This window comes from uncultured Psychroserpens sp. (genome assembly GCF_947503375.1).
Taxonomy (GTDB): Bacteria; Bacteroidota; Bacteroidia; order Flavobacteriales; family Flavobacteriaceae; genus Psychroserpens.
On record NZ_CANNDQ010000003.1, the window covers coordinates 84136 to 98772 of the forward strand.

The following is a 14637-nucleotide window of genomic DNA, read 5'->3' on the forward strand; positions in this document are numbered from 1 at the left end:
GGTTTTATAATTACAAAGCTAAACTATTTCTAATGCTTCCTCAATAACATGATACACTTTTTGCAACTGTTTGTCTGAAATTATGTAAGGCGCTTGAATATAAATCGTGTTTCCTAATGGTCTTAAAGAGACACCATTTTCCATAAAAAATTGAAACAGTTTGTCACGTAAATTCCCATAGCGTTCGATCTCGATATCCAGGTCTAAAGCAAAAATAATTCCAGTTTGGCGGATAGACGCTACTTTAGGATGGGTTTTAATATGTTTACCAAATATATCATGCGAATGTATGACACGTTTTATATGGTTTTGAATCTCATCAGATTTCAACAACTCTATACCTGCTAAAGCTGCTGTACAAGCTAGTGGATTGGCCGAATAGGTGTGTCCGTGAAATAAACCTTTACTCATGTTATCACTATAAAACGCATCATAAATATCCTGAGAGCAACTCGTAATAGCCATAGGCAATAGACCTGCAGTAAGTGCTTTACTTAAGCACATAATATCTGGTTTGATGTCTATATAATCTGATGCAAAGTAACGCCCAGTTTTTCCAAAACCAGTCATCACTTCATCTGCAACGGTTATGATATTGTGTATTTTGCAAAATCTTAATATGTCATTTAAGCCTTCAGCATCGTGCATTTTCATTGCTGCTGCACCTTGTACCAAGGGTTCGTACACAAAACCAGCAACTTGATGTTGTGAGACAATAATTTCTAATTCTTGTAAAATGGAATAATGATTTAGTCCATTAGGTGTAGGAATACGTTTGACTTCTAAGAAGAAATCTTCAAACGGACCATTGTAAACTGATAACCCTGAAACACTCATGGCTCCAAAAGTATCACCGTGAAACCCATCTTCAAAAGCAATGAGAACATTACGTTTTTCACCGTTATTGAAATGGTATTGCAGCGCCATTTTAATTCCAACTTCTATACTAGTTGATCCATTATCGCTAAAAAATATTTTGTTTTGATTTTCTGGAAGTATATCTATCAAGGCTTCGGATAGTTTAATAGCAGGTTCATGAGTAAAACCAGAAAACACTACTTGATCTAAGGTGTTCATTTGTTCGGTAACTCTATTGGTAATATACTTGTTACAGTGTCCATACATGCAGGTATACCAAGACGCAATACCATCGATATAGTTGTTTCCATCTTCATCGGTTATTATACAGCCATTAGCTTTAGTAATGGCGATGGTTTCAGGATGTGTTTTATGCTGCGTAAGTGGGTGCCAAATGTGTTTTTTATCACGTTCTTTTAAGCTCATAATTGTGTTTTGAATGCTTCTGCATATTCTTTTACGATATTTCGATCAAAGTATGGTTCTTCTCCAATGCGACCTATAATTTTAACTTTAGTCATTTTTTTGATAATACTTTCTGTAGTCTTGTGCTCATTACCACTGAAAATAATAGAAATATCAAATCCTTTAGCTTGAAGAGTATTGATCGTTAAGAGCGAGTGGTTTATACTACCTAGATAATGTCTTGAAACGACAATAACTTTGTAGTTTGGTTTTATCAGATCTAAAATAGTACATTTATCATTGATTGGAACTAGTAACCCACCAGCGCCTTCTATTACTAAGTTGTTAGAGGTTTGTGGAGGTTTTATTTCTTCGATCTTAATTGAAACACCATCAATTTCAGCTGCAGCATGAGGACTCATTGGTGTATGTAATGCAAAACTGTTTTCATGAAATTTTGATGTTGTATTTGAGATTAGGTTGCTAACCTTTTTGGTGTCACAATTATCTAATTCTCCAGCTTGTATTGGTTTCCAGTAATCAGCTTCTAAAGCTTCAGTAACTATAGCTGAAGCTATAGTTTTTCCTACGTCAGTTCCTATACCTGTAATAAAATATATATTCATTTTGTATTAAATTCTTTTTTGCAGATTTCGCATTTGTATTTATAGCGTGTATGAAACGGTAATGTCCCAAATAACAATCCTATTAAAAAAGCAAAAAATGATTTAAAGCTTTTTATAGTAGAAAAGAGCTCTATTTTTTCACTATTGCAATTAGGGCAGTTGATTGTATTTCCTTCATCATCAATCGAGTACTTTTGAATTGAATTTAAAATATGATTTGCTTTCAGTACGTCTTTCGTTAACACTTTTAGTTTAACACCACCAATAGCATTACTTACCAAAGGATCGGTATCTATAGTAAGATGGTCTTGAAGAAATACTTCAATACCTTCAGCCTCTAAACGACCTTTAAAAATTTGTGCTTCAGTAGTATATTGAAATCTGGCAATAGTTTTAAAAGTTTCATCCATTTTTTATTCCTCACAATTTTATATAGCAAAGGTAGTAAGTAACTCTAAGACTTGTGATATTTCTTTTTTAGTATTGAAGGCGTGCAAACAAAACCGTAATCGTTCTTTTTGTTTTGGTACGGTTGGTGATAGAATGGGTTTTATATCAAATCCATGGCTTTGGAGTTTTTGTGCTATAGATTTTACGTTTTCATTTCCAGAAATAATGCAGCTATGTATTGCAGAATAACTTGTTATAAATAAATCTTCGAGATGTAAACGTTTAACTTCTGCATTAAAAAAAACAATGTTTTGTTGTAATTGATGTCTTTTATGCGTTTTGTTGAGTTCTTCAATAGCTACTTTTATGGTAGCTAATGTGTGAGGAGGAAGTGCGGTTGTGTAAATAAAAGGTCTTGAAAAGTTGATGAGATAGTTTATTAAATCTTCTTGTCCTAAAATGGCTGCGCCATGAGTGCCCAAGGCTTTTCCAAATGTTATAATTCTAGCAAAAATCGAGTTTTCAAGTGATAGTTGCGGAATCAGGCCTGTTCCATTATTACCAAAAACACCAATGGCATGTGCTTCATCTATAATAAGATAAGCATTTTGAGATTTACATAACTCTGAAAGTATTTTCAATTCTGGAGAATCACCATCCATTGAGAATACAGATTCTGTGACTACATATAGATCATCGTGTGCATTTGAATGCTTTAGTAGTAATTTGGTTAGGTCATTCAAATCGTTATGTTTGAACTTATAGCTTTTTGCATGACTCATGCTAATGCCATCTCGTATTGAGGCATGACAGTACTCATCGAACAAAATAGCATCATTACGTTGAGGTACGCTTGAGAAAAACCCTAAGTTAGCATCGTATCCTGAGTTAAAAATAAGCGTGCGTTCTGAACAATGTGAGTTGCTTAATTGATGTTCAATTTCATGATATAAATCATAGTTGCCAGTAAGCAGTCTAGAACCAGTAGCTCCATTTTGTATTTGATAATTATTTATTAACTCTTGATGAGTCTTGTGGTAAATAGTATCGGATTTTGCAAAGCCTAAATAATCATTTGAAGAAAAATCTACTAAATCTGAACGTCTTCCAAGTTTACGAAAGGCATTTTCAGCTGCTCTTTGTTCTAGTTTTTTTTTTAATTTTTCAGAAATCATTTGACTTCATTTTTCTGTTTCAATTAGCTATAGTTCCGTTGGCTACACCACAAATATAGCTAATGAAAGATTGAAAATCACTCTTATTAGACAAACTTTTTTTATTCTTTTTTAATAAAAATTTATTGTTTATCAATAATTTATGTATATTTGTTATCGTTAAACAATAATAAAATGAAAACAAAACAAATTTTTAATTCGATGCAAGTCATTTCTTGGGTTATTTTTATTGGATTGTGCGTAAAAGTTGGTGCTTTGATACTATCATTTTTTGTAAGTCTTTTTAAAAGTCATGAAGCAACAAAGGATTTATATTTAGGACTAGATTTATCTGGCCTTTATGATTTTAACATATCACATTATGTAGTTGTTATTCTTTTGATTATTTTAATAACTAGTTTAAAGGCATATATGTTTTATCTTGTAATTAAGATTTTTAAAATTATAGATTATAATAAGCCTTTTAAGATTGGAGTGTCTAATTTGGTTTCTAGAATTAGTTACGTGTCTTTATTTACTGCCCTAATTGCTTTTGTGGCTAGCGCATATAGCATTTGGTTAACTAATAAAATTTTCTTTATAAAAGTAAATTGGGGAGCTTCAGAGTTTTTATTCATGGCAGGCGTGATCTTCGTTCTGGCAGAGTTATTTAAGCGTGCAATACAAATACAAACTGAAAACGATTTAACCATTTAATTATGCCAATAATAGTAAACCTTGATATTATGCTTGCTAAACGAAAGATGAAAAGTAATGAGTTAGCTCATGCAGTCGGAATCACCACAGCCAATTTATCAATCTTAAAAACTGGGAAGGCTAAAGCTATTCGATTTTCAACTTTGGAAGCCATATGTAAAACGCTTGATTGTCAGCCAGCAGACATACTAGAATATGAGCTGTAAGAGAGGATCTAAAATGTAAATAAAAAAAACGCGTGTTATAAACACGCGTTTTTTTTATTTTGCCTTGAAAGATTAATCTGCTAGTACGATAACTTTATTGTCTTTCATTTCTATTGTACCTGAGCTTATAGGTAGCCAAAAACCTTTATCTGTCTTTTTAAATTTAGCTTCAACGTCTTCTTCCAAAGAAATGTTTCCATTAATTTTAACGTTACCTTCTTTTAAAAGCGACACAATAGGTGCGTGATTATTTAATATTTCAAATTCACCAATAACGCCAGGTACAGCAACACTAGTTACTTCTCCGCTAAATAAAGTAGCTTCAGGTGATACAATTTCTAAATACATAATTTAGGTTGTTTTATATTAAGCTTCAGCAAGCATTTTTTCTCCAGCTTCTATAGCTTCTTCGATAGTTCCTTTAAGGTTGAATGCTGCTTCAGGTAAATGGTCTAATTCTCCATCCATAATCATGTTGAACCCTTTGATGGTCTCTTTAATGTCAACTAGCACACCTGGAATACCTGTAAATTGTTCTGCTACATGGAAAGGTTGAGAAAGGAAACGTTGTACACGTCTTGCTCTACCTACAGCCATTTTGTCTTCTTCAGATAACTCTTCCATACCTAAGATGGCGATAATATCTTGTAATTCTTTATAACGTTGTAATAACTCTTTTACGCGTTGTGCACAATCGTAGTGCTCTGAGCCTAAAATATCTGCTGTTAATATACGAGAGGTAGAATCTAATGGGTCTACTGCAGGATAAATACCTAACTCTGCAATCTTACGGGATAATACTGTTGTTGCATCTAAGTGAGCAAAGGTTGTTGCTGGTGCAGGATCTGTTAAATCATCTGCAGGTACGTAAACCGCTTGTACAGATGTAATAGATCCTCTTTTTGTTGAAGTAATACGTTCTTGCATTGCACCCATTTCGGTAGCTAGAGTAGGTTGGTAACCCACTGCAGAAGGCATACGTCCTAATAATGCTGATACTTCAGAACCGGCTTGAGTAAAACGGAAAATATTATCTACGAAGAATAGTACGTCTTTTCCTTGACCATCACCAGCTCCATCACGGAAATATTCTGCTATGGTTAATCCTGAAAGTGCCACACGTGCACGTGCTCCAGGAGGCTCATTCATTTGTCCGAATACGAAAGTTGCTTTTGATTCTTTCATTACAGACTTATCAACTTTTGATAAATCCCATCCACCTTCTTCCATTGAGTGCATGAAGTCATCACCATATTTAATAATACCTGACTCTAACATTTCACGAAGTAAATCATTTCCTTCACGAGTACGTTCACCAACACCTGCAAATACCGAAAGTCCACCATGACCTTTTGCAATATTATTAATCAATTCCTGAATTAGTACCGTTTTACCTACACCTGCACCACCGAATAGACCAATTTTACCACCTTTAGCATAAGGTTCAATTAAGTCTATTACTTTAATACCAGTAAATAAAACTTCTGTAGATGTTGATAAATCTTCAAATTTAGGTGCTTGTCTGTGAATAGGTAAACCAGCATCACCAGCTTTTGGTAAGTCTCCAATACCATCAATAGCATCTCCAATCACATTAAATAGACGTCCGTAAACATCTTCGCCAATTGGCATTTGAATAGGAGCACCAGTTGCAGTAACTTCTGTTCCTCTACTAAGACCATCTGAAGAATCCATAGCAATAGTACGTACGGTATCCTCACCAATGTGAGATTGTACTTCTAATACTAAAATAGAACCATCAGGCCTTTTAATTTCTAACGAATCATAAATTTTTGGAAGTTCAGCACCAGCTCCGAATTCTACATCGATTACTGGTCCAACTATTTGTGCAACTTTACCTGTAACTTTTGACATTACTTATGTGTTTAATGTTTAGATATTTAAATGATAAAAAGATAGTCTTTTATTAATCTGTATAAGCACTACTTTTTCGCGCTGCAAAGATATATCTTTTAATTTAAAAATAAAGTCATTTTTCTCCTTTTTTAAGTATAAAAAAACACCTTCAATTTGAAGGTGTTTTTCATTCATTTTTTTAATGCTGCCTATTGTAAGGTAGGTGAGAAGTTTGTTGGTAAATCATTAGCAACAGGAGTATTCCCTGAGGCTATAAAATTTGATCCGAAGGCTTCATCAATAGCTACTAAAAATTCTCTTGCCATTAAACCATAACCTCTAGAGGTTAAATGAATACCATCCAAACTAACTAATCCACCAAACACCAAGTCTGTTGTCATTGTAAAATCATCGTAAGGATAACCTGAAATAGACGCCTGTTCCAATACAGCTCTTAAATCGGCCACTGCTACATTAGGATTTGTATCAGCAATAGCAATAATTGTAGCGTTATATGCCTGTGTTGCAGTAGCGATAGCCATTTGCTCTTGAGGCGTTAATACCCATTTGTCTTCTAATGGAAGTGTAACTCCTTCAACAGAAAATTGTTCAGCAACTGGAGGTGGTAATAATGCACCTAAAGCGGTTGCCACATCGTCATTTACAGTTCCAATAACTGAAGAACTTGGTAAAACAAACAAATCATTTGCATTTGCTTGTCTAGCTTGTCCATAAGTTGCTCCTAAAAGGCCTGCTACTATTGGTGCTTGTGAAGCAGGTAATCCAAATTGACCAATAAATGCAGCAAAAGCAGGATCTGGACCTAAAGCTCCAGCTATTACAGCAGATAAATCGGCTAAGTCTTCATCTTTAACCACTACGGGGTTAGTTTCTGTAGTAGAAAATGTGATAACTCGTGAAGGGTCTACTACAGCAAATACTTGATTTAATGCACCATATAATTGATTCAATAATGGTATTTGAGCAACTAGATCTGGTCCAGTTTCTTCATCATTTGGATCTAATGGGTTGAATGGTACAGTTGTAAAGTGTGACAAACTAGTTATGTCTGGTACTGTAGTGACAACACCTTTAGCATCTTGTGATAGTGCAGTGACTAAAGCAGTAAATGATTGTGCAAATACATTTGGATCTGTAATATCATTGTTCCCATATGTTAAAGGATCAAAATTACCAGTTTGATCTACGCCAGTACCTCCAGAGGTGGCATAAGACAATACATCGTTACCACCTACTTCACTTAATGTGAAAAAAGTCGGGTTTTGTGCAAGTGCATCAGCTAATACTGTTGATGTTGTACCTGAGGCTATACGCGTATAAAAAGGATTGAAAGCAGCGTAACCTGGTGTTACTAAATGAAAACTCTTAGCACCTGGAATTCCAAAATTATTAAAGTTACTTCCAATGTTATTCCCAGCTTCAGTTGTAATAGGAGGCACAGGTGCGCCTTGACTTACTAAAAATGTATTTAAAGGAACTGGTCCAGCACCTCCAAAGACTAATCTGTATCCCGATGCAGGTGTTCCGCCAACAAGAATTCCACCTGTATTGTCATCCATTAGAGGTTGAGTAAAACTTCCGCCACCACCCACAGCAAATTGTTCAGATAATAGTTGAGGAAAAGAACGTTCTTGGCTAGCTCTAAATAAACCTCCATCGGAAAATCCAGCTGTAAAAGAAGCGCCTATTGCAACGTAATTTGAAAAATCTGCACTACCTACTGTTAAGGCTGGTAATGGTTCTTCTTCAGCCGTACGACTAAAGTCATCATCGTCACTACAAGCTGTAAACGCGATTAGAACAGCAGATAGTAGTATATATTTTATATGTTTCATCTTTTTGAATTTTTATTCTTCTTTTATAAGTTATTAATTACCCATGATGCATAGTAGATAGAGCCTACATTACCAGTACCTATTGCGGTTACATACTCATCTTGTAATAAGTTAGAAGCACCAATCTTAAATGAAGATTTTAGACTAGGAACTCTATAATTTATTTGTGCATCTACAACATGAAATGCTGGGATTTCGCCATCACCGAAGCCTTGTTCCCATATATAGTTATCACTCCATCTCCAAGCCACATTAAATCCAAAATTCTTGAATAAATCGGTATTTCCAAAAGAGGCTTTTACTTTATGCTCTGGTGTATTAAAGTTTGTTTGAAAATCAGGATTCTCTTCTTGATCAAATTCTAATTTAGCATAGGTATAATTCATACCTAAATCAAAACCACCAAAGACTTTAGCTGATACACCTATAGAAGCTCCATAGGAGCTTACATCAGCTTCAGAATTAGTATAAGTTCTATACACTTGACGGTCATCATTTTGCAACGCACCAAGAATAAGTTGTGTATCTTGATTTAAACCTGCTATAGATGCTGGGTTATTTGGATCATAACCTGTTAAATCGAAATTAGAAACATCTCCATAGTAAGGAGCTACTACTGTTTCGTTAGATAGGAAATCTTTGTATGAGTTATAATAAGCAGAAGCGTCAACTATAATTTTGTTAAGTTTTCCACGGTAACCTACTTCAAATGATGATACTTGTTCTGGTTTTGCAAAGTTAGAATTTGCGATTAGATCACGACCATTATCTGCTGGGTTATGAGTTGTAAGTGCATCACCTACAGAGGCAAATAGCGAATTTGTGTATGCACCTTGACCAGAAAATGCTATTGAGCTTTGACCAAGAACACTAGCGCCAAAAGCACTTAGGTTATAGTTTCTAACAAAACGTTCAGGATTATCCTCAGCACCACCAACAAGATTAATTACACCAAGGTTTAAACCGATATAAAGTGATTGAGTGTCAGGGTTTCTAAAACCCGTTTGGAATGACGCTCTAATATTATGATTGTCGTTTATCGTAAATCCAGCTGATAGTCTTGGAGATACAAAACCATCAAAAAGTTCAGATTTGTCATAGCGAATAGACCCAGTTAATTTTAAATCAATGTCTTCTGAAAGTTCTAATGATTTTTGTAATTGTGTATAAACACCTACTTCAGAATAATCAATTGGACCGTCAAAATCTGTAAAAATAGTTCCTGAAGAATTTAAGCTGTATTGTCTATACGAGCCACCAACTTGTATTTCCACTTCATCCCATAAGTGTGAGAAATTATAGTTAGCATCTGCATGGTAAATTTTTGAATTATCTTGAAATTTAGAACCTTGATTCAAATCTGGGTTACTAATTGTGGCATTGAATGCATTTCTAAATTCTTCGGTACCAGGTTCAAAACGACCTGATTCAGCTTGTGCACGAGCAGCAGCATGAGCTTGTTCGTTATTGGCGCCTGCAAGGGTAGCTTGTACATAAGTTCCTGTGTACTCACCAAACCAAGTTATATCGTCTTTCCAAGCTCTATTGATATTTATACCAGTAAAGAACATATCGTAACTATCACCTGCTTTATCTTCAGTTACATAACCTCTTAAGAAGAAATTATCATTTTTTATTTCTATTTTATGTTGTTGTAAGAAGAAGTTTCTAATAGAGTACCTGTTACCACCTTGGTATATGGTTGATCCTGAACCTATCTTACCAACATATTGAATTTCGAAGTCGTTAGCCCAAGGACGGAAATAAAGTCCCCAATCTGCTTTGATACTTTCTGCCTCATAATCTGTTAGATCACGTTCATCATAACCTGTTCTACTCACATCGACAGAAGGGACTAATGCATTGGCGCCAGATGGTAATACTCCAGCTTGTTCTAATAAAACTGCGACACCTTTTATATTTTGGCTTACCTCATCGCCATAGACATTAACACCATTATAATTTAAGTCATTAGCTCTTGTACGACCATTGACTACAAAATTATTCTCATCTTTACCTTGTATATTTGTTGCAAACCAGTCTGTTCCTGTTAAGTATCCAAAGTTTACCTTAGCAGCAAATTTATCGCTAAATTTATAAGCAGCACGTACGCCTACATCAGTATATGGATTATCGCCAGCAGCTTCTTGAGAGGTAATTCCTCTTTTAATATAACCACTAACACCTGGGTGATCAAAAGGATTTTTACTTCGCATAAATAAGATACCATTAAAGGCATTTGCACCATATAACGCTGAAGCAGCTCCAGGAAGTAATTCTACACTAAGAATATCTGTTTCTGTCATTCCTAATAAGTTTCCTAATGGGAAGTTAAGTACAGGAGCAGAGTTGTCCATCCCGTCTACCAACTGCATAAAACGTGTATTGGCAAAAGTTGCGAAACCTCTAGTATTGATAGATTTAAAAGTTAAACTATTGGTGTTAATATCTACGCCTTTAAGATTTTCTAATCCATCGTAGAAATCTGCTGATGCTGTATTTTTAATCTCTTTCAAACCAAAACGCTCAACTGTAACAGGAGACTCAAAAATACGTTCTGGTGTTCTAGATGCTGAAATAACAACTTCATCCAACTCTGTACCTTCGGTTAAAGTGACATCAACAGTTTGAGGATTAGTAGTTACTTCTACAGTAACAGTATCAAACCCAACGCTACTAAATTGAATTGTGAATGGAGGAGCTTGATCAATAGTTAATGTGTAGTTGCCATCAAAATCTGAGATGGTCCCTGAGGTTGTACCTACTACAATAATGTTAGCGCCAGGCAATGGCTGCCCATTATTATCGGTAACTTTACCTTTTACTGTAGTTTGTGCAAAAGTAAAGGCACAACAAAACAGCATAATAATTTTTAGAATTGTCTTCATCTTAGGGGAATTAGTTAAATTTAGTACAGCAATATAAATAATTATATGATAACCTAATGAAAATTTTCAAAAAAAGTATGCGTGCATAATAGTTTTTAACAAAAAAGACTGGAGTATTTTATGATATTCATAAAATAAGTGCGAAAAATGAATTGAATCCTTTTATGAAAGTGAAAACTATTCTACAGTTACTGCTTTGGCAAGATTACGAGGTTGGTCAACGTTTTTACCTAACATTAATGCAATATGGTACGACAAAAGTTGAAGTGGAATGGTTGTTAATAAAGGTGTTAATGATTCTATAGTTTCAGGAACTTCAATAACATGGTCTGCTAATTCTTTGACAGTCTTGTCGCCTTCAGTAACAATACCAATAATTTTACCTTTACGTGATTTAATTTCCTGAATATTACTAACTACCTTGTCATAATGCCCTTTTTTAGTTGCAATGACAACGATTGGCATATTCTCATCAATTAAGGCAATCGGGCCGTGTTTCATTTCTGCTGCAGGATATCCTTCGGCATGGATGTATGATATTTCTTTAAGTTTTAAAGCACCCTCTAAAGCAACAGGGAAATTATAACCTCGTCCTAAATATAGAAAGTTACTAACATCTTTATATATTTCTGCAATTGATCTTACATATTCATCAGACTCTAAGGCTTTTTTTACTTTTTCAGGAATCAGCTCTAATTCAATCATGTGGTGTCTAAACTCTGAGCTTGAAATGGTTCCTTTAGCTCTAGCCAAGCGTAAGGCAATTAAAGTTAAAACAGTGATTTGCGTCGTGAAGGCTTTTGTTGAGGCAACACCAATTTCTGGGCCTGCATGTGTGTAGGCACCAGCATGCGTTTCTCTGGCTATAGAGGAGCCAACAACGTTACAAACACCAAACACAAAAGCACCTTTAGATTTGGCTAATTTTATAGCAGCTAACGTATCAGCCGTTTCACCAGACTGTGAAATAGCTATAACAACGTCTTTATCTGTAATTACAGGGTTTCTGTATCTGAATTCAGAGGCATATTCTACTTCTACTGGTATTCTTGCAAGGTCTTCAAAAATATACTCAGAAACTAAGCCAGCATGCCAAGAAGTACCACAAGCAACAATCACAATTCTGTTGGCATTAAGGAAAGTTTTCATATTGTCTTCAATGCCTGCCATTTTGATAATAGCCTCTTTAGGCAGCATACGACCTCTGAAAGTGTCAAGTATAGCACTAGGTTGCTCATAAATTTCTTTGAGCATAAAGTGATCATAACCTCCCTTTTCAATTTGTTCTAGGTTAAGTTGAAGTTCTTGTACGTAAGGATCTACTAAAGAGTCATCTTTTATTTTTCGAATTTTAACACCTTTATCTCTTCTAACTATAGCCATTTCTTCATCTTCCAGATAAATGGCATTTTTAGTGTATTCTATAAAAGGAGAAGCGTCACTTGCTATAAAGAACTCGTCTTCACCTATTCCAATAGCTAAAGGGCTTCCTAATCTTGCAACGACAATCTCATTAGGTTTGTTCTTATCAAATACAGCTATGGCGTATGCCCCTACAACTTGATTTAATGCTATTTGAACTGCTTTTCCAAGCTTTATGTTCTCATTTTTCTTAACATCCTCAATAAGGTTGACAAGAACCTCTGTATCTGTATCAGATTTAAATGTATATCCTCTTTTTATAAGCTCTTTTTTTAAGGACTCATAATTTTCAATGATACCATTATGTATAATAACAAGATTTCCTGAGTTTGAATAATGTGGGTGAGAATTGATATCATTTGGTACACCATGTGTAGCCCATCGCGTATGCCCAATACCTAAATTCCCATTGGTTGAAATCTCTTTTTCAAGACGGGTTTGTAGATCGTCTACTTTTCCTTTGGTCTTAGATAGTTTGATATCACTACCGTCAAATAAAGCTATACCAGCACTGTCATAGCCTCTATATTCTAGGCGCTTAAGGCCTTTTAAAATAATTGGATAAGCTTCGCGATGACCAATGTATCCTACAATTCCGCACATATGAGTTTAATTATCTGGTTCTGTAAAAAAGATTTCTAAATATAATTTTTTTTCTTCGTCTAAGACATTATTTCCGTAAAGAACTGTTCCTCTTGGTGTGATTATTGAACTAACTGGAACTTTTTCATCATCATCACTAGAAAATACATCATACTGCAATGTATTGTCTTCAAGGTTTACATTTCCTGTTACTGCTAGCCCTAACTCAACATTAGTAGAGTCTCTAATAAGTAAATTACTCACATGTTCAGTAAGTCTGATTTTGTATCTCACACCATTGTTGTTGTCATCTCTTTGCAATCTTCCTAAATGACCTATTCTTGAGTTAACAGGAGTGTTATTATTTGCTAAATCAACAAAGAAATCAACAATAGGTCTATCGTTTTTCATATCGTAAATGATAATACGTTCAGGTTCTTCTCCATTGACCATTGTTTGGTCTACAAAAAACACTAGATTAGCTTCATTGATGAGTTTTTTGCTTTTTACAAAATTGCCTTCATCATCTGTTTCTACAAATTCTTTCTTGAAGAGTTCAAACGAATTGTCTGTAGTTTGATCATTGTCAACATCATCTCCTTCAAATAATTTAATAACAGCCATTGAGCCTTCACCTCCTTTTAAAAATAATTTTTCATCGCCTAAGTTTTCATCTCCATTAGTATATATGAAATCATTGTCAAGGAAGTTAACTCTGTTGCCAGCAAAATTTATAACATAAGATGATTCTAATCGATCATCACCTTCATTAACTGGATCTGAAGTGTAAAATAATGTGATGTTAGCATTTGTGTTTAGAATATTGAATATGGTCAAATTACCATCATCAGTCATACTTTCTGCTTTGAAATAAATCCCTCTGAAGTAATCGTTAAAATTATTTTGATTACTTAATTCGGGCTCCCCTTCTTTATCTAAAATCTTTGAAGTCCAATAGGCTAATTCATCAGTTTCGTCAGGATCATCACCAAGTACGATTCTCAATCCTGGAGTTTGACTTCCAGTAAATTGATCATCAGCATTTTTTAATCTGATTTGTCTTGCATCTGGAAAAAACGTCTCATCTTCATATAGTAAAGTGCCTTCTAGTAATGCATCACTAATGCTTGATGGACCATTTGATTGATTTGAATAATAGACTTGAGGATCATCAATTTCAGAATTTGGATCAAAGTCTCTTAAAAAGTAATTACTCTCGAATAAGGATAATTTTATATCAGTAGCTCCAAAAACAGAGTCTAATTCAAATATGGTCACACCATTACCTTGAACTTCAGTAGCTCTACTAAAATAAGGAACTGTAATCACAACTGAGTCTAGCACAACGCCTGATCCGCTTCCAAAAATAGGATCAAACGTCAATGGACGTAATTGAGTCACTAGATTGGCTGTTGTTTTACCATAAACAGGATCATTGTAGATGCCTAATAAATTTACAGGAAGACCATTTGTTTGTACTGGAGGCAATGCTTTACTGTAAGCAATTACATCATAATCTCTAGACAAGGCATCAAAATGTGTTGCGTTATCACTGTTTACAATATCAGATTCAATAGTTGCAAAATCTTTATCACAAGCTATAAAAAGACTTACAATTAATGCTAATATAGCTACTTTGTTTAGGGCAATATTATATTTTTTCATTTAATAGATAT

Annotated in this window: 12 protein-coding genes; 2 read left to right on the forward strand and 10 right to left on the reverse strand. The window is 34.5% G+C overall.

The features are described from left to right. Nucleotides 1–18 precede the first annotated feature (18 nt). Genes bioA through Q0876_RS06450 form a run of 4 tightly spaced genes read right to left on the reverse strand, consistent with a single transcriptional unit; the run spans nt 19 to nt 3454 of the window. The gene (bioA, locus tag Q0876_RS06435; protein WP_299225309.1) at nt 19–1284 is read right to left on the reverse strand and encodes an adenosylmethionine--8-amino-7-oxononanoate transaminase; all 1266 of its coding nucleotides are present in this window, start codon (nt 1282–1284) and stop codon (nt 19–21) included. Beyond that, on the reverse strand, nt 1281–1889 hold the full coding sequence (gene bioD / locus Q0876_RS06440; RefSeq protein ID WP_299225311.1) for a dethiobiotin synthase: 609 nt from the start codon (nt 1887–1889) through the stop codon (nt 1281–1283). The genes bioA and bioD overlap by 4 nt, the downstream gene beginning before the upstream one ends. Then, nucleotides 1886–2299 (reverse strand): DUF2007 domain-containing protein, encoded by a 414-nt coding sequence (locus Q0876_RS06445; RefSeq protein ID WP_299225312.1) that lies wholly within the window; start codon nt 2297–2299, stop codon nt 1886–1888. Before Q0876_RS06445 ends, bioD begins: the two co-directional genes overlap by 4 nt. Nucleotides 2300–2317: 18 nt before the next feature. Continuing rightward, nucleotides 2318–3454, reverse strand: a complete 1137-nt coding sequence (locus tag Q0876_RS06450; RefSeq protein ID WP_299225314.1) for an aminotransferase class I/II-fold pyridoxal phosphate-dependent enzyme — start codon at nt 3452–3454, stop codon at nt 2318–2320. A 174-nt stretch (nt 3455–3628) separates the two neighbouring features. Between Q0876_RS06450 and Q0876_RS06455 the strand changes: the two genes are divergently transcribed. Then, the gene (locus Q0876_RS06455) at nt 3629–4150 is read left to right on the forward strand and encodes a DUF2975 domain-containing protein (RefSeq protein WP_299225316.1); all 522 of its coding nucleotides are present in this window, start codon (nt 3629–3631) and stop codon (nt 4148–4150) included. Between the two features lie 2 nt (nt 4151–4152). After that, on the forward strand, nt 4153–4356 hold the full coding sequence (locus tag Q0876_RS06460; RefSeq protein WP_299225318.1) for a helix-turn-helix transcriptional regulator: 204 nt from the start codon (nt 4153–4155) through the stop codon (nt 4354–4356). 72 nt (nt 4357–4428) lie between these two features. On the opposite strand, the gene Q0876_RS06465 is transcribed toward Q0876_RS06460, so the two are convergent. The 6 genes from Q0876_RS06465 to Q0876_RS06490 all read right to left on the reverse strand — a co-directional run bounded on the left by Q0876_RS06465 (nt 4429) and on the right by Q0876_RS06490 (nt 14626). Then, nucleotides 4429–4704 carry a hypothetical protein gene (locus Q0876_RS06465; RefSeq protein WP_299225320.1) on the reverse strand — a complete coding sequence of 92 codons (276 nt, stop codon included), beginning with the start codon at nt 4702–4704 and terminating at the stop codon, nt 4429–4431. 18 nt (nt 4705–4722) lie between these two features. After that, on the reverse strand, nt 4723–6231 hold the full coding sequence (gene atpD / locus Q0876_RS06470; protein WP_299225322.1) for a F0F1 ATP synthase subunit beta: 1509 nt from the start codon (nt 6229–6231) through the stop codon (nt 4723–4725). A 191-nt stretch (nt 6232–6422) separates the two neighbouring features. After that, on the reverse strand, nt 6423–8069 hold the full coding sequence (locus tag Q0876_RS06475) for a G-D-S-L family lipolytic protein (protein ID WP_299225324.1): 1647 nt from the start codon (nt 8067–8069) through the stop codon (nt 6423–6425). 23 nt (nt 8070–8092) lie between these two features. Beyond that, on the reverse strand, nt 8093–10957 hold the full coding sequence (locus Q0876_RS06480; protein ID WP_299225326.1) for a TonB-dependent receptor: 2865 nt from the start codon (nt 10955–10957) through the stop codon (nt 8093–8095). 177 nt (nt 10958–11134) lie between these two features. Further along, nucleotides 11135–12982: a glutamine--fructose-6-phosphate transaminase (isomerizing) gene (glmS, locus tag Q0876_RS06485; protein WP_299225328.1), complete on the reverse strand. Its 1848-nt coding sequence runs from the start codon at nt 12980–12982 to the stop codon at nt 11135–11137. A gap of 6 nt (nt 12983–12988) precedes the next feature. Continuing rightward, nucleotides 12989–14626, reverse strand: a complete 1638-nt coding sequence (locus tag Q0876_RS06490) for a DUF4270 domain-containing protein (protein ID WP_299225330.1) — start codon at nt 14624–14626, stop codon at nt 12989–12991. Nucleotides 14627–14637: the final 11 nt, after the last annotated feature.